We start from the raw sequence: 14,938 nt of genomic DNA on the forward strand, positions 1-14,938 counted from the left end.
CATCCCCTCGCCCTCATCGCGCCGTCGGCAGCACCGGCCGGCAGGCGAAACGGTCGGTTGCCGCGATCGGCCTCAGGTCGGACGGCGCGTGCGCCATGAAATACTCCAAGCCGACGCGGACGCGGGCGATGCGGTCCGCCGCCGCCTCCGGCTTGACGCTGTCGTAGGGGTGGCTCTGCACGCTGGCGCCCATCTTCAGGAACATGGGCGCGGCGATCTGGGCCAGCTCGGCCAGTTCGAACCAGCGGATGAAGCCGCCCTTGGCGAGATAGACGTCGGTCGGAACGTCGAGCACGGCGGACGGAGCCGCGTCCCGCATGGCCTGCAGGACCGGCAGCCCCAGGTCGTGGGTGGTGGTGATCGCGTCGGCGCCGCATTCGGCGAAGATCGCCGCGATCGCCGGGTTGGTCGCCATGCAGTGGGAGGAGGTCTTCAGCACCAGGTCGGCCGGCAGCGTGCCGCCGGCGCGCAACTGGCCGAGCACCTTGAGGACGCCCACGTCGTACACGGTGATGCCGCGGCAGCCGAGGTCGCACAGCCGCAGCGCCTCGTCGACGGCCTGGGCGAAGGCGTCGAGGTTGTTGATCTGGCGGCCCATCTCCAAGCCGAAGGGCGTGCGGTAGAAGGTCGCCTTCACGTCGTATTCCGGGCGCGGTCCGAGGCCGATCACCAGGCCGTAGCCGTGTTCGTGGCAGAGGGCGAGCATGTCGCCGATCTCGGCGTTCGACAGCAGGAACGATCCGTGCGTCTCGTCGAACCGGGTGCAGTAGACCTCCTGGTCCCGCAGGGCGGCGATGGTCGCCTTGAGCTGGCGGAAGCTGTTGATCGCCGGGATCTCGACGCCGAACTGGCCGCCGTCGGGAAAGGTGGCTCCGGAGCGACGCAGCGGCACGTCGTCGCCGGCGGGATAGCCGAGGGCCGACAGCGCGGCCCGGCCGCGACCCGCACTTCGTGAAACAGCGTCCATCGCTCACACGCCAGGGAGCCGGTTTCGAACTCCCTTATCGTGATCGGAGAACAAGTTCTTTGTCAACACCCGGTAAACCGGTCGCCTTTATGGCAAATGAAGCCGACGCGTGTCCTTGTCCATGGTTCGCGCAAGGGCGCGGCCGCGGTCGGGGCGGCGGCACGGCCCTCCGGTGCCTTGCCTTCCGGCCGGTCGATGTCGTCTCTGGTGTCGGTGCGCGCCGCCGTGGCGCCGGAGGAGGGGGGAGAGGAGCATGGACGAACACCGCCACGCGGGCGAGGGGCCCGCCGGCCTCCGCTTCGTGCACAGCACGGCGCCGCAGCGGGTCGTGTTCGGGTGCGGGGCGGCCGCGCGCCTCGCCGAGGAGGCGGCGGCCGTCGGCTGCCGGCGGGTGCTCCTGGTCAGCATGCCGCGCCTCGCGGCGGTCGCCGGGACGGCCGCGCGAAACCTGGGCGCCGCCTGTGCCGGCCGCTTCGACGTCGCCGTCCAGCATGTTCCCCACGAGGTGGCCGTCGCCGCCGCCGAGGCGGCGGACGCGGTCGCCGCCGACGGTGTCCTCGCGGTCGGCGGCGGCTCCGCCATCGGCGTCGGCAAGGCGGTGGCGCTCCTCCGGCGGCTGCCGCTGCTGGCGCTGCCCACCACCTACGCCGGCTCGGAGATGACGCCGATCCTCGGCATGACGCGGGACGGCGTGAAGACCACCCAGCGCGACGAGGCCGTCCGCCCGCGGCTGGTGGTCTACGACCCCGACCTGCTGCGCGACCTGCGCCTTCCCGTCGCGGTCGTCTCGGCGGCCAACGCGCTGGCCCACTGCGTCGAGGCGCTGTGGGCGCACGACCGCAACCCCATCGACGAGCTGATGGCCGAGGAAGGGCTGCGGGCGCTGGTCCGCGGCCTGCGCTCGATCGCCGACACGGGCGATGCCGCCGCCGCCGCGGACGGCCTGCTGTACGGCGCCTGGCTCGGCGGTGCGGTGCTGGGGTCCACCTCGATGGCCCTGCACCACAAGCTGTGCCACACCTTGGGCGGCCTGTACGCCCTTCCCCACGCGGAGACCCACGCCGCCGTCCTGCCCCACGTCGTCGCCTACAACGGCCGGGCGCTGCCGCGGCTGATGGAGCGGCTGGCGGCCCTGGGCCTCGCCGACGCCGCCGGCGACGTGGCCGGGGGGCTGTTCGACCTGCTGCGGCGCTGCGGCGCCGCCATGCGGCTGGCCGACCTCGGCTTCCCCGCGGAGGGCGCCGCCGCCGCCGCCCGGCAGGCGACCGTGGCACCCTACCCGAACCCGCGGAGCTTCGATGCCGACGCGGTCGCGACCCTGCTGCGCGACGCCCGCGACGGGCGCCGCCCGGTGACGGGCCGATGATGAACGCGCCGAGTCGCCCGGATTCCTACACGCGCCCGGGTCCGGTGCCGTCGCCGCGGTAGCCGAGCTCGCGGGAGATCTCCTGCGCGGTGGCGCACACCTTGGCGACGAGGTCGTCGAGATGGGCGACGTCGATGTCGAGCACCGTGCCGACGGCGCTGATGGCGGCGACCACGCGGCCCCGCATGTCCCGGATGGGCGCGGCGACGCAGCGGATGTTGGCGAGGTCCTCCTCGTCGTCCAACGCCCAGCCGCGCGCGCGGACCTCGGCCAGATGCGCCTTGAAGCGGGCGGGATCGGTCAGGGTGTTGGGGCCCCGGCGCGTCCAGTCGACGTGGCGGAGCTTGTCGTCCAGCTCGGCCTCCGGCAGCCACGCCAGCAGCGCCTTGCCCAGCGACGAGCTGTGCAGCGACAGCCGCTTGCCCACCCACGTGTTGACGCGGATCTCGCGCTGCCCCTCGACCTTGAGCAGGTAGATCGGCGCGTGGCCTTCCAGGACGCCGAGGTGGCAGGTGAGCTGGACGTCGTGGGCCAGGCGGCGGATCTGCGGCAGGGACTGGTGTTCGATCGGGCGCTGGCTGGCGGCGATGGCCCCCAGCTCCAGCAGGCGCAGCCCGAGGACGTAGCCGCGATCCTCGCCCATCTGCAGCGCGCCGCACTGGCACAGCGTGTTGATCAGGTGATGGCAACTGCTGTTGGGCAGGCCCAGCCGGGTGCGGATCGCCGCGAACTTGAGGCCGGGCTCGCTGGCGATCAGCTCCATGATCGCGAACCCCTTGGTCAGCGCCGGCGCCGCCGACTTCTCGCGGGCCGCCTCTTCCAACCCTTCGACGTCCGTCATTCCACGCTCCACATGCACGCTCGTTCCCGTGTCGCGGCCGGGCGCCGCGGCGCGGCCATCCGACGCACCCCCCTCGCGGCGGCCGGAAATCGGCCGGCGGCAAGGCTCCTGGCGTCTTCGCCGGCCGCCGGCGTTCCTTGATCTGCCGGCCGTTCATTGATAGCATTCCCACATACAGAACACAAGTTCCATATACGGAACTTCAGCCGGAAGAGAGCCCCCCCCATGCCCCTCGGTTTGTTCCACGGCGTCATCACCCCCGTCCTCACCATCGTGCAGGACGACGGCCGGTTCGATCCGGCCGGCATGGCGGTGCTGATCGACCGTCTGCTGGACAGCAAGGTCGACGGCCTGCTGTTCCTCGGCAGCGCCGGCGAGTTCTTCCAGATCCCGACGGAGGAGCGGAAGAGGATCGCCGAGTTCTGCGTGTCACGGGTCGACGGGCGCCGGCCCGCCATCGTCGGCATCGCCGCCTGCGCCACCGCCGAGGTCATCGAGCTGGGCCGTCACGCCCGGTCGATCGGCGCCGACGGCGTCATCGTCGTGAACCCCTATTACGCCCCCCTCACCGAGGAGCGGCTGTACGCCCATTACCGCACGATCGCCGAGGCGCTGGAGCTGCCGGTTCTGCTCTACAATTTCCCGGGCATGACCGGTCAGGAGCTGTCGGTCGAGCTGGTCGGCCGCCTCGCCCGCGACTGCCCGAACATCGTCGGCATCAAGGACACCGTCGACTGCGCCAGCCACACCCGGCGGCTGATCACCGAGGTCAAGGCGGCGCGCCCCGACTTCCTCGTCTTCGCCGGCTACGACGAATACCTGATCAACACCCTGATGCTGGGCGGCGACGGGGCGATCCCCGCCTCCTCCAACTTCGCTCCCGAGATCACCTGCGGGCTCTACGAGGCCTTCCGCGAGGGCGACTGCGCCCGCATCGCGGTGCTCCTGCAGCGGCTCGCCGTCCTGTCCGGCATCTACACCCTGGACACGCCGTTCGCCGGCGTCATCAAGGAGGCGGTCCGCATGACCGGATCGCCGATCTCCACGGCGGTCGTCCCGCCGTTCACCAAGCCGTCCGAGGAGGTCAAGGAGGCGCTCGCCGGTCTCCTCGTCCGGGCGGGCGTCCTGGCCGGCGCACCGGCCGGACGGCGACCGTAGCCTCCGGCCGGCCGCCGCGAGGCGGTCCGCCGAACCACCGAGCATCGTCGAACGATCTGACCGCACGGGTCCTCCGCGCCTCCCGGGCGCGGAACGGCCCCCTGCATGCGAAGAATGCCAAGCGACGCACCGTCGCACGACGGCGGCGTCAGGAGGAAAACACCATGAGTGCTGCAACAACGTCGGGCATCCCGTCCGCCCGCTGGTGGCGGATCATCCCGCCAGCGATCCTCGTCTACATCTTCTCCTTCATGGACCGCACCAACATCGGCTTCGCCATGGCCGGCGGCATGAACGAGAGCCTGTCCATGACCGCCTCCATGTCGGGGCTGGCGGCCGGCATCTTCTTCGTCGGCTACGTCGTCCTGCAGGCCCCGGCCGGCCACTGGGCCGAGCATCGCAGCGCCAAGATGTTCATCGGCGCGTCGATCTTCGCCTGGGGCGGCCTGTCGATCCTCTGCGGCTTCGTCGAGACGGCGTGGCAGCTGCTGGTCATCCGCTTCCTCATCGGCGTCGCCGAAGGCGGCGTGTGGCCGGCCATGCTGGTGATCCTCAGCCACTGGTTCCCCAACGAGGAGCGCGGCCGGGCGAACGCCTACTTCATCATGAACATCGCCATCGCCTCGATCATCACCGGTCCGCTGTCGGGCTGGATCATCAGCTCCTTCGGGTGGCGCTGGGTGTTCATCGCGGAAGGCGCCCTCTCCCTCCTGCTGATCCTGGTGTGGTGGCCGCTGATCAGCGACAGCCCCGAAAAGGCCAAGTGGATCTCCGAAGAGGAGAAGACCTACATCATGAGCCGCCTGCGCGAGGAGCAGGCCGCCCTGAAGTCGGCCGGACCGGCGCAGGCGTCCTATTCCGAGCTCTTCCGGGACGTCAACCTGTGGAAGCTGATCCTGCTGTACTTCTGCTACCAGGTCGGCATCTACGGCTTCGCGATGTGGCTGCCGACGCTGCTCAAGGAGCTGACCAACACCGGCATGACGGGCATCGGCTTCCTGTCCATGTTCCCGTACATCGCCATGATCTTCGGCCTCTACGCCTTCGCCCAGCTCTCCGACCGGACGATGAACCGGCGGCGCTACACGGCGATCCCGATCATCGCCTTCGCCGCCTGCTTCCTCCTGTCGACGCTGCTCAAGGAGAACGTCTGGGTGTCCTTCGGCTTCCTCGTCGCCTGCGGCCTCTTCATGCAGTCGGCGTCGAGCATCTTCTGGACGATGCCGCCGATCCTGTTCCCGGCCGAGGTCGCCGGCGGCGCCCGCGGCGTCATCAACGCCATCGGCAACCTCGGCGGCTTCATCGGGCCCTTCGCGGTGGGCTGGTTCCGGTCCTCCTTCGACAGCTACGACGCCGGCATCTACTTCCTGGTCGCCATGCTGGTCGCCGGCTATCTGCTGACCCTGAGCCTGCCCGCCAAGACGACCGGGCGCGTCGCCAAGGACGCCGAGGTGCCCCTCCCGTCGGTTCGCACGGCCTGAGCCCGGCCCTGCCGTCACGCACAGAGGAGTGAACGCTATGACCGAGCAGAAATGCAGCAAGGTCAGGGACATGTGGGCGCAGGTCGACGCCCTGATGCTGGGGATGAACTGGACCGAGGAGGATCTTGAGAAGCCGCAGATCCTGGTCGACGACGTCCACGGCGACAGCCATCCCGGCAGCTTCCACCTGAACGTCCTGAACCAGGAGGCCTGCACCGGCGTCTTCGAAGCGGGAGGCAAGCCGGCGCAGTTCCACGTGACCGACATCTGCGACGGCTGGGCGCAGGGCCATGACGGGATGAACTACATCCTCGCCTCGCGGGCCATCATCGCCGACATGGTGGAGATCCACGCCTCCGTCATCCCCTGGGACGGGATGATCCTGCTGTCGGGCTGCGACAAGTCGACCCCGGCCCACCTCATGGCGGCCGCCCGGATGGACCTGCCGACCATCCACATCCCGAGCGGCGCCATGCGCTCGGGCCCGGGCAACTCGACCTCCGGCCTGGCCGGGCCGCTCTCCGCCCGCGCCAAGAAGGGGCAGGTCGAGCACGCGGAGATGCACAACTACAAGCTGACGGGCTGCCCGTCCTGCGGCGCCTGTCAGTTCATGGGCACCGCCAGCACCATGCAGTGCATGTCCGAGGCCCTCGGCCTCGCCCTCCCCGGCACCGCGCTGATGCCGGCGACCATGATGGACATCCGCCGCATGGCGCGGCGCGCCGGCAAGCAGATCATGGCCCTGGCCGCCGGCGGCCTGACCGCCCGCAAGATCCTGACCCGCGACGCCTTCCTCAACGCGCTGAAGGTGCACGCGGCGATCGGCGGCAGCACCAACGCCCTCATCCACATGCCGGCCATCGCCCATGAGCTCGGCTGGGAGCTGGAGCCCGAGCTGTTCGACCGCATCGGCCACGAGGTGAAGTACCTCACGAACATCCAGCCCAGCGGCAAGTACACGGCCGAGCTGTTCTGGTTCGCCGGCGGCGTGCCGCGGGTGCAGTGGCTGCTGAAGGACCAGCTCGACCTCGACGTCCTGACCGTCACCGGGCGCCCGCTCGGCGAGAACCTGGAGATCCTGCACCAGGACGGCTTCTTCGACCGCGGCCTCGGCCACCTGCGCAGCTACGGCATCCCGGCCGAGGAGGTCATCCGCACGCCGGAGGCGTCGCAGAAGTACGGGTCGATCGCCGTGCTGCGCGGCAACCTCGCCCCCGACGGCGCGGTGGTGAAGTTCTCCGCCGTGGTGCCGAAGATGCACCGGCACGTCGGTCCGGCGGCGGTGTTCGACAGCGAGGAGGCGGCCCAGGCCGCCATCGTCGGCGGCCGGATCGCCCCCGGCGCGGTGGTGGTCATCCGCTACGAGGGGCCCAAGGGTTCGGGCATGCCCGAGATGTTCATGACCACCGACGCCGTCGTCTACGATCCCCTGCTGAACGGGACCGTCGCCATCGTCACCGACGGACGGTTCTCCGGCGCCACCAGCGGCCCCTGCATCGGCCACGTGTCGCCGGAGGCGGTGGACGGCGGGCCGATCGCCCTGGTCGAGGACGGCGACCTCATCGAGATCGACATCCCCGGCCGCAGCCTGAAGGTGGTCGGCGTCGCCGGCCGGCCGTGTCCGGCGGAGGAGATCGACGCGCTGCTGGCCGACCGCAAGGCCGCGTGGCGGCTGCCCGAGCGGCCGGCCAAGCGGGGCGTGCTGAAGCGCTACACCGAGAACGCCGTCTCGGCGATGGCCGGCGCCTACATGGCGTGACCGTGCCCGCCTCCGGTGGCCCCGTCGCCGCGACGGATCGTTCGGCGAGATCGTTCGGCGACGGGGCCGCCGCAGCGCGACCAGGCCGCGGTGACCGCGCCGTTGCGGTCGATGCGGCCGGCGGTCGGTCCCGTCCTCCTCCCTTCAGCTCCCGTCCCGTGCTCGCTCCGCCACGCCCGCCGACGATCCGTACCGCATCCAACGGTTGAGGTTGACCGGGGGGCGGGCGGTCCGATACCTCCGCTCCTGGAAACGGAGGAGAGCCGGGCATGCCGGAACCGATGGACGGTGGCGACGATGGGATGGCCGAGGCGCTCGACGTGCTGCTCGACGCCGCCGAGGCGGTTCCCCCCGCCCAGGCGGCGTGGGATCTCGACCTCCTGAAGACGGCGCTGCGCATCGCCCGCGCCACCGAGGCGCCGGAGGACCTGCAGCGGGCCCGCCTCGCCTACGGTGCGCTCGGCCCCGAGAGCCGGGCCCGGATGGCCGAGCGCATCCCCGACGCCACCCGCCGCGAGCGCCGGCGCGCCGACCTGCTGTCCCGCTCCGGCGAAGCGCGGGCCGGGCTGGCGACGTTCCTGGCCGGCCTCGTCGGCCGCGCGCCGGCGAGCCGGACCGGGGCGACCGCCAAGGCCCGGCTCATGCGCGACGTGGCGGCGTCGAAGTAGGCCGCCGGCGGCGACTCAGGCCGCGACCGCGGTGGCCGCCACCGCCACCGGGGGCTCGATCGGCAGGTCGGGGTCGCGCGACCACTCGTTCCACGAGCCGAAGTACATGCGCACGTCCTTGACCCCCGCCTCCTTGAGGGCGACGAAGGTGTTGGCGGCGCGCGCCCCCTTGAAGCAGTAGAGGATCACCGGCGTGTCCACGGCGATGCCGACGGTGGCGCACTCCGCCAGGATCTCGTCGCGGCTCTTGAAGACCGGCGGGCTGGACGGCTTCATCATGCGGTACCACTCGATCCACACGGCGCCGGGGATGCGGCCCTTGCGCGGGCAGAAGTCGACGCCGTAGGGCGAGGAGCTGGTGCCGATCCACTCGTCGACGTCGCGCACGTCGAGCTTGGCCACGCCGGGCTCGGACAGGGCGGCCAGCATGCCGGCCTTGTCCACCATGATGGCGGCGCCGGCGGTGCCGACGGGGAAGCTGGCCGGCGTCGGCGCCGCCGGCTCGGTGGACAGCGCCAGCCCCTCCTTGGCCCAGGCGGCGAGGCCGCCGTGCAGCACCCGCGCCTTGGGATAGCCCAGCCAGTGCAGCAGGAAGTAGCCGCGGCAGGACTGGCCGAACCCGGAGTTCATGCTGTCCTCGTAGATGACCGCGGTCTCCGCCCCGGACAGGCCGGCGGCGCCGAAGGCGGCGGCGAACAGGCCGCGCAGCTCGGCCAGCCCGTCCGGCGTGCTGGTGGCGAGATAGGTGAAGATGTCCCGCAGGTTGACGGCGCCGGGGATGTGGCCGGCGGCGTAGGCCTCGGGGTCGCGGGTGTCGATGACCACGACCGGCTCGGTCTTCATCAGGGCATCGAGTTCCTTCGGCGAAATCAGCGCTCCAGTCATGACCTGCTCCCTGTTGATGGTGGTTCGGATCTGGAGAATGGGACGCCTTCCCCGCTTCCCGGTCGTCAGCCCGGCAGGCGGACGGTCAGCCCGTCCATGGCGTCGTCGACGATGATCTGGCAGGCCAGCCGCGAGGTGGCCGCCACGTTGAAGGCGGTGTCCAGCATGTCCTCCTCCGCCTCGCCGGGGGCGCCGACGGCGGCGAACCAGGCGGGATCGACCACGACGTGGCAGGTGGCGCAGGCCAGCGAGCCGTTGCACTCCCCGGCGAGGAGCTGGTCGGCGTCGCGCAGCGCCTCCATCACCGAGAGGCCCCTGGCGGCCTCGATCTCGCGGCGGTCCCCTCGCGGGGTGAGGACGATCAGCTTCGGCATTCTTCATGGTCCCGGCTGGGCGGCCGCCGGTGTCCCGGCGCCCGGATCGATCACATCTCGGCGATGGCCTTGCGCAGGTGCTTGGTCGCCGGCGTCACGACGGCGACGAAGATCGTCTCGCGCAGCCGGCGGTCGGCCTCGGCGCCGACGATGTAGCCCTTGGCCCCGGCGTGCAGCATGGCCGACTGGGCGCAGTCCAGCGCCAGCTCGCCGGCGTCCAGGCGGGCCTGGTAGACGGCGCGCAGATAGTCCTTGGAGGAGTCGAACGGGTCGCGCAGCAGCTCGACCAGCCGCGGCATCAGCGCCGCCACCTCCTCCTCGTAGTGCTCCGGCCGCTTGGGCAGGTACTTGTTGACGTGCAGGTGCGTCTTGTCGCAGTCGCGCATGATGTTGACGCAGCCGCGGATCTGGCCCAGCGCGAAGCCCGCCTGCATCAGGAAGAAGGCGGGCTTGATCCGCTTGACGTAGGGCGGGATCGGGTCGGCGAGGACCATGGAGTCGGGAACGAACGCCTTCTTCACCACCACCGTGTAGGTGCCCGAGCCCTCCAGGCCGATGAAGTGGACGTTCTGGCTGATCTTGACCATCTCGCCGTCGATGCGCAGCGCGGCCATCACCCGGTGGCCCGGCGTATCGGCCAGCTCGAAGGCGGTGCCCATGTAGTGGCCGTCGCCCAGGTTGGAGACGTAGGGCAGCACGCCGCTGACGACGTAGCCGCCGCTCACCCGCTCGCCGCGCAGCTTGAAGTTCTCGATCCCGTCCATCGCCTTGACCGGGTTCGACATGCCGGACGTGCCGAACAGCGCGGCGCTGGCGATCTGCGGCTGCAGCCGCTCGCGCAGGCCCGCGTTCTCGGTGGCCTCGAGGTACCAGCCGAAGGCGTTCTGCAGCCACATCAGGAAGCCGGTGCAGCCGCAGTGCTCGCCCGCCGTCGCCATCGCCTCGATGGTGGTGAGGAGGTCGCGCTCCCGGCCGTAGCCGTGGTCCGAGAGGTGCTGGGCGAAGGCGCCGACCGCCCCCAGCTTGCGCAGGGTGTCGGCGGGGTAGAGCCCCTCCTTGTCGACGGTGGGGGCGAGCGCGCGGATGTCGCCGTCGCCGAGCGCCTTGCAGGCGGCCAGCAGTTCCTCTCGGCTGCGGGCCGGCGCCAGGGCGGCGGCGGTGTCGTCGGCGGCAAGCTGGGCCATGACGGGTTCCTCCTTGGGCGGGACCGGGGGCGGGGCCGGGAGACCGGCGTCGCCGCCGGCCTCCGGCCGGGGGGCGGGTCAGACGACCGCGGCGGTCAGGGCGACCGGGCGCATGAAGGTGTTGGCGACGGGCGACCATTTCAGGACGTGGTCGACCAGCGCCTGGACGTCCTCCTTGGCCACCCCCTCGCACGCCATGTCGACGCCGACCCGCACGTCGGTGAAGCCGACCGGCTTCTCGCTGACGTCGCCGGTGCCCCAGACGGCGGTGATGTTGAGGTCGCCCTCCAGGTTGAGCTCCAGCTTGCTGACCTTCCAGCCGCGGGCCACGGCGTTGGCGTGCAGGCCGACGGCGATGCACGAGCCGAGCGCGGCCAGCGACGCCTCCGACGGGTTGGGTGCGGTGTCGTCGCCGAGCAGCCCCGGCGGCTCGTCGACCACGTAGGGCGGCAGGTTGCGGATGTAGTTCAGGTGGCGGAACCGCTTCTCGGCGACGGTCTTGCACGTCAGCGTCTTGACCGCCTTGGGGTTGGCCTTGCCCGATTCGATCAGCTTCTTCAGGCCCTCCAGGTCGATCGGCTCGAGGCCCGGGATCTCGGGGGCGAGGCAGCCGGTGAGGACGGGCGCGTCGTTAGGCATCGGTGGCACTCCTTGGTTTTTCGGTGCGAGGCGGGGCTCGATCCCCGGCTCACGGTTCCTGGACCCAGCCGTAGCGCCGGATCAGGGCGAGGCAGGCGGCGTCCAGAACGAAGCCGATGGCGCCGATCACGAGGACGAAGGCGGCCAGTCGGTCGTATTCGAGGGTGTCGCGGGCGTCGTTGATGGCGTAGCCGAGGCCCGACGTCACGCCGAGGTATTCGGCCGGGACCAGCACGATCCAGGCGACGCCGAGGGCGAGGCGGACGCCGGTCAGGACGTCCTGGGCGATCGCCGGCATGATGATGGCGCGCAGCATCTGCCAGCCGTTGGCGCCCAGGTTGCGGGCCACCTTGAACCACGCCGGATCGATGCGGCGCAGGCCGTTGGCGGTGGCGAAGGTGACCGGCCAGACGGCGGCGGCGGCGATCAGGAAGACGATCGCCCCGTCCCAGGTGGCGAAGGTCAGCACGGCGATCGGCATCCACGACAGCGGGCTGATCATGCGCAGGAACTGGAAGGGCAGGTGGGTGACCTGCTGGAAGCGCGGCCAGCGGCCGACGGCGATCCCCAGCGGCACGCCGGCGGCGACGGCCCAGGCGAGCCCGCCGCCGACCCGCAGCAGGCTGGGCGCCATGGCGTCGGCCACCGCGCCGTCGGCGAGCATCCCGGCCAGCGCGGCGAAGGCCGGCCCGGGGGCGAAGCCGGCGAAGGACGCCGTCGCCGGGTCGAGCGCGATCAGCAGCCCGCCCAGCCACCACAGGGCCAGGAGGCCGGCCACGCCGGCGGCGGGATAGGCCGCCCGGCGGGCGGCCCGGCCGAGGTCGGCGGGCGACGGCGGCAGGGCCGGGCGGGCCGCGGTGGCGGCGGAGAGCGAGGCGCCGGTCATCGTCAGACCTTCAGCACTTCGGTGCGGGTGTAGGGGTCGCCGGCGTTGACGCTGGGGTCCTGCTTCCACTCCGGGAACTTCTCCAGCGCGCTGCGCACGTAGGTGTAGTCCACCAGGTCCTCGGCGACGAAGTCGGGCGACAGGCCGTCGAGGAAGGTCTTGTCGCCGGCCACCACCGTGCGCCCCATGGCCTCGACGATCAGCTTGGTGGCCGAGGGGTAGGGCCAGGGCTGGAAGTCGATGCGGCCGTTCCGGAACTCCTGCTTGTGCTTGATGGCGCCGAGCTCGGCGTAGGCGGCCTCGTCGTAGTGGGTCATGGCGCGGGTGACGACGTCCGACGTCACCGGCAGGTAGCCCTTGCCGTCCTTGGCCAGGATCTTCGCCACCTCGGCCTTGTTCTGCGAGGCGAAGACCTCGGCCCGCACGATGGCGTTGACCACCCGCTGGGTCCATTCCCTGCGGTGGGCGGTGTCGTCCTCGTGCATGCAGACGACGCAGCAGGGATGGTTCTTCCAGATGTCGCCGGTGAAGCGCAGCATCTTCGCCCCGGCCTTCAACTCGCCCAGCGCGTTGAACGGCTCGGCGACGATGTAGGCGTCGATCTTGCGGGCGGCCAGGGCCGGCGGCATGTCCGGCGGGGCCAGCACCTGGAGGTTGCACTCGTCGGCGGCGACCGCCTGCCCGCCGTCCTTGATGACCGGTGTGATCCCGGAGGCCCGCAGCACGTGCTGCAGCACCACGTTGTGCATGGAGTACCAGTAGGGCACCGCCACCTGCCGGCCGCCGAGGTCGGCGAAGGAGGCGATGCCGGTGTCCTTGCCGACCACCACGGCGGAGCCGTTGGTGTGCGCCCAGGCCATGATCTTGACCGGGAACTTGTTGTTGTAGCGCATCCACAGGGGGATCGGCTTCAGCAGGTGGACGAGGTTGAACTTGCGCGCGGCGAAGGCCTCCACCAGCGGCGACCAGCCGCGCATCAGGGTCGGCGGCTCGGCGTCCAGCCCCTCGTCCTTGAAGTACCCCTGGGCGTGGGCGACCAGCAGGGCGGTGGCGTCGGTGATGGGCAGGTAGCCGATGCGCACCTTGTCGTCGGCCGGCGCCTGCGCCCGGGCGCCGCCCGCCGGCAGCGTCGCCAGCCAGGCCGCCAGCCAGGCCGCCAGCCCGCCGGCGGCCAGCAGGTCGAGCGTGCGGCGGCGGTCGATCGGGGCGTGCAGCAGGCCGGCGCTCTCGCATTTCTCGCACATGGCTTACCCTCTCTCCGGTTCAGGCTGGGGCGTGGCGCCGCGTCACAGCGCCGTGGCGGCGGCCGGCACGGCGGCGCCCCCGTCGTCCTCGCGGTCGTCCCCCCGGCCGTGTCCGGCGTCGCGCCCGGCGGCGGGATCGGTCCCCGCGACCTCCTCGAAGCGGCGCATCAGCGCCTCGCGCGCGGCCTTGACCTCGGGGGTGCGGCGGTCGCGCGGGTCGGCCAGGGCGATGGCGACCTCGGCGACGACGCGCCCGGGGTTGGCGGTCATGATCAGGGCGCGGTCGGCCATCAGCACCGCCTCGTCGATGTCGTGGGTGACCAGGACCAGCGTGATGCCGAGCTGGCGGGCGATGGCCCGCACCTCCCGCTGCAGGGTCGCCCGGGTGAAGGCGTCGAGGGCCGAGAACGGCTCGTCCAGCAGCAGGACCTCCGGCTCCATCACCAGGGAGCGGGCGAGCGCCACGCGCTGCTGCTGGCCGCCGGACAGCTCGCGCACGTCGGCGTCGGCGAAGGCCTCCAGGTCGACGAGGCGCAGCCGGTCGAGGACGCGCGCCCGGACCTCCGCCTTGCGCAGCCCGGCGAAGCGCAGGCCGACGCCGGCGTTCTCGGCGACCGTCATCCAGGGATAGAGGGAGGGCGACTGGAACATCATCACCCAGCGCGGCGAGGGGCCCTCGACCCGACGGCCGTCGATGAAGACGCCGCCCCGGGACGGCCGGTTGAGGCCGGCGATCAGGTGCAGCAGGGTCGACTTGCCGCAGCCCGACCGGCCGATCATCGCCAGCGCCTCGCCCGGCCGGACCTCGGCGTTGACGTCGTCGAGGACCAGGCTGCCCCGCGAGCGGTAGCGGTGGGCGACGTGCTCGATCCAGATGTGCGCGCCGGGCTTGATCATCATCCGGTGTTCCGTCCGGGGAAAGGGGATGGGCCGACCGTTCTGTCTGTTCCTTCAGCAAGGGCCGTGCCAGCCCGGCGGGGTGCGCCGAAAGGGGCGCCGCGCAAGGGGTGCGGGGGATCCGCCCGTGTGGTGGGGGCGCCGGTCCGGCCGCCCGCCCGCCTGTTTTTTGATCGCACACGGGCTTTGCCCGGATTTTCGGCCGTTTCCGTCAGTCGGAATACCCAGCGCCTTGATTTTGCAGCGATCCGGTGACCGGCCCCGGCGGAGCGGGCGGGGCGTCCCGGCGCCGCCGCCGGCCGCCGACTTGCGGAAGTCGGCCGTAACCCGTTGACGCAGCTGCCTTTGATCAAGTACAGACCGGTCTGTCTATTTGATGGGCGACGGCGCCGCGCGGCGCACCCCCGCGCGGCGGCCGCGGGACGCCCGCGCCCCGCCCCCTGTTGATGCGGCGCGCGCGAACGCCCGGCCGCCATCGGCCGATTGTCGGAGGTTTCGGCCGTGGAGTAAGATCCGCCCCGCCTCCGCCCCCCGCTCCCGCCGTGGCGCGGCCCGGCATTTGCGTCATGGCGGCGGTGGGAACAGGGGT

14 protein-coding genes are annotated in these 14,938 nt (G+C 71.5%); 5 read left to right on the forward strand and 9 right to left on the reverse strand.

All coding sequences use genetic code 11. The annotated features are described in order from the left end of the window. Positions 1-13: 13 nt before the first annotated feature. Entirely contained in the window at positions 14-967 is a 954-nt protein-coding gene (locus ACSBPG_RS08835; protein WP_435536768.1) for a hypothetical protein, read from the reverse strand. A 253-nt stretch (positions 968-1,220) separates the two neighbouring features. Here ACSBPG_RS08835 and ACSBPG_RS08840 point away from each other — a divergent pair, with 253 nt between their 5' ends. Continuing rightward, entirely contained in the window at positions 1,221-2,333 is a 1,113-nt protein-coding gene (locus tag ACSBPG_RS08840; RefSeq protein ID WP_435536769.1) for a maleylacetate reductase, read from the forward strand. 25 nt (positions 2,334-2,358) lie between these two features. Here ACSBPG_RS08840 and ACSBPG_RS08845 read toward each other — a convergent pair whose 3' ends face one another. Then, on the reverse strand, positions 2,359-3,174 hold the full coding sequence (locus ACSBPG_RS08845; RefSeq protein WP_435536770.1) for an IclR family transcriptional regulator: 816 nt from the start codon (positions 3,172-3,174) through the stop codon (positions 2,359-2,361). Positions 3,175-3,399: 225 nt separating this feature from the next. Here ACSBPG_RS08845 and ACSBPG_RS08850 point away from each other — a divergent pair, with 225 nt between their 5' ends. The 4 genes from ACSBPG_RS08850 (at position 3,400) to ACSBPG_RS08865 (ending at position 8,240) form a co-directional block, all read left to right on the forward strand. Then, positions 3,400-4,332 carry a dihydrodipicolinate synthase family protein gene (locus ACSBPG_RS08850; RefSeq protein WP_435536771.1) on the forward strand — a complete coding sequence of 311 codons (933 nt, stop codon included), beginning with the start codon at positions 3,400-3,402 and terminating at the stop codon, positions 4,330-4,332. 164 nt (positions 4,333-4,496) lie between these two features. Then, entirely contained in the window at positions 4,497-5,813 is a 1,317-nt protein-coding gene (locus tag ACSBPG_RS08855; protein WP_435536772.1) for an MFS transporter, read from the forward strand. A gap of 37 nt (positions 5,814-5,850) precedes the next feature. Then, entirely contained in the window at positions 5,851-7,572 is a 1,722-nt protein-coding gene (gene ilvD, locus ACSBPG_RS08860) for a dihydroxy-acid dehydratase (protein ID WP_435536773.1), read from the forward strand. 269 nt (positions 7,573-7,841) lie between these two features. Continuing rightward, a complete protein-coding gene (locus tag ACSBPG_RS08865) occupies positions 7,842-8,240 on the forward strand; it encodes a hypothetical protein (RefSeq protein WP_435536774.1) in 399 nt (132 codons plus the stop codon). A 15-nt stretch (positions 8,241-8,255) separates the two neighbouring features. Here the strand turns inward: ACSBPG_RS08865 and ACSBPG_RS08870 are convergent, their stop codons facing one another. The 7 genes from ACSBPG_RS08870 to ACSBPG_RS08900 form a co-directional block, all read right to left on the reverse strand. Then, complete coding sequence (locus tag ACSBPG_RS08870; RefSeq protein ID WP_435536775.1) at positions 8,256-9,125, reverse strand: sulfurtransferase; 870 nt, start codon at positions 9,123-9,125, stop codon at positions 8,256-8,258. 65 nt (positions 9,126-9,190) lie between these two features. Continuing rightward, positions 9,191-9,499: a 2Fe-2S iron-sulfur cluster-binding protein gene (locus tag ACSBPG_RS08875; protein WP_435536776.1), complete on the reverse strand. Its 309-nt coding sequence runs from the start codon at positions 9,497-9,499 to the stop codon at positions 9,191-9,193. Positions 9,500-9,549: 50 nt separating this feature from the next. Next, positions 9,550-10,683, reverse strand: a complete 1,134-nt coding sequence (locus ACSBPG_RS08880; protein WP_435536777.1) for an acyl-CoA dehydrogenase family protein — start codon at positions 10,681-10,683, stop codon at positions 9,550-9,552. Positions 10,684-10,761: 78 nt separating this feature from the next. Further along, positions 10,762-11,322, reverse strand: a complete 561-nt coding sequence (locus ACSBPG_RS08885; RefSeq protein WP_435536778.1) for an OsmC family protein — start codon at positions 11,320-11,322, stop codon at positions 10,762-10,764. Between the two features lie 49 nt (positions 11,323-11,371). After that, positions 11,372-12,208 carry an ABC transporter permease gene (locus tag ACSBPG_RS08890; RefSeq protein WP_435536779.1) on the reverse strand — a complete coding sequence of 279 codons (837 nt, stop codon included), beginning with the start codon at positions 12,206-12,208 and terminating at the stop codon, positions 11,372-11,374. A 2-nt stretch (positions 12,209-12,210) separates the two neighbouring features. After that, the gene (locus ACSBPG_RS08895) at positions 12,211-13,452 is read right to left on the reverse strand and encodes an ABC transporter substrate-binding protein (protein WP_435536780.1); all 1,242 of its coding nucleotides are present in this window, start codon (positions 13,450-13,452) and stop codon (positions 12,211-12,213) included. A gap of 42 nt (positions 13,453-13,494) precedes the next feature. Beyond that, entirely contained in the window at positions 13,495-14,352 is an 858-nt protein-coding gene (locus tag ACSBPG_RS08900) for an ABC transporter ATP-binding protein (protein ID WP_435536781.1), read from the reverse strand. Positions 14,353-14,938: the final 586 nt, after the last annotated feature.

The sequence above is a fragment of the Azospirillum sp. ST 5-10 genome, from assembly GCF_051225715.1.
GTDB lineage: Bacteria > Pseudomonadota > Alphaproteobacteria > Azospirillales > Azospirillaceae > Azospirillum.

Coding starts and splice junctions, on each gene's coding strand:
- ACSBPG_RS08835 (WP_435536768.1), bottom strand. CDS start 967: ATGGACGCTGTTTCACGAAGTGCGGGTCGCGGCCGGGCCGCGCTGTCG.
- ACSBPG_RS08840 (WP_435536769.1), top strand. CDS start 1,221: ATGGACGAACACCGCCACGCGGGCGAGGGGCCCGCCGGCCTCCGCTTC.
- ACSBPG_RS08845 (WP_435536770.1), bottom strand. CDS start 3,174: ATGACGGACGTCGAAGGGTTGGAAGAGGCGGCCCGCGAGAAGTCGGCG.
- ACSBPG_RS08850 (WP_435536771.1), top strand. CDS start 3,400: ATGCCCCTCGGTTTGTTCCACGGCGTCATCACCCCCGTCCTCACCATC.
- ACSBPG_RS08855 (WP_435536772.1), top strand. CDS start 4,497: ATGAGTGCTGCAACAACGTCGGGCATCCCGTCCGCCCGCTGGTGGCGG.
- ilvD (WP_435536773.1), top strand. CDS start 5,851: ATGACCGAGCAGAAATGCAGCAAGGTCAGGGACATGTGGGCGCAGGTC.
- ACSBPG_RS08865 (WP_435536774.1), top strand. CDS start 7,842: ATGCCGGAACCGATGGACGGTGGCGACGATGGGATGGCCGAGGCGCTC.
- ACSBPG_RS08870 (WP_435536775.1), bottom strand. CDS start 9,125: ATGACTGGAGCGCTGATTTCGCCGAAGGAACTCGATGCCCTGATGAAG.
- ACSBPG_RS08875 (WP_435536776.1), bottom strand. CDS start 9,499: ATGCCGAAGCTGATCGTCCTCACCCCGCGAGGGGACCGCCGCGAGATC.
- ACSBPG_RS08880 (WP_435536777.1), bottom strand. CDS start 10,683: ATGGCCCAGCTTGCCGCCGACGACACCGCCGCCGCCCTGGCGCCGGCC.
- ACSBPG_RS08885 (WP_435536778.1), bottom strand. CDS start 11,322: ATGCCTAACGACGCGCCCGTCCTCACCGGCTGCCTCGCCCCCGAGATC.
- ACSBPG_RS08890 (WP_435536779.1), bottom strand. CDS start 12,208: ATGACCGGCGCCTCGCTCTCCGCCGCCACCGCGGCCCGCCCGGCCCTG.
- ACSBPG_RS08895 (WP_435536780.1), bottom strand. CDS start 13,452: ATGTGCGAGAAATGCGAGAGCGCCGGCCTGCTGCACGCCCCGATCGAC.
- ACSBPG_RS08900 (WP_435536781.1), bottom strand. CDS start 14,352: ATGATGATCAAGCCCGGCGCGCACATCTGGATCGAGCACGTCGCCCAC.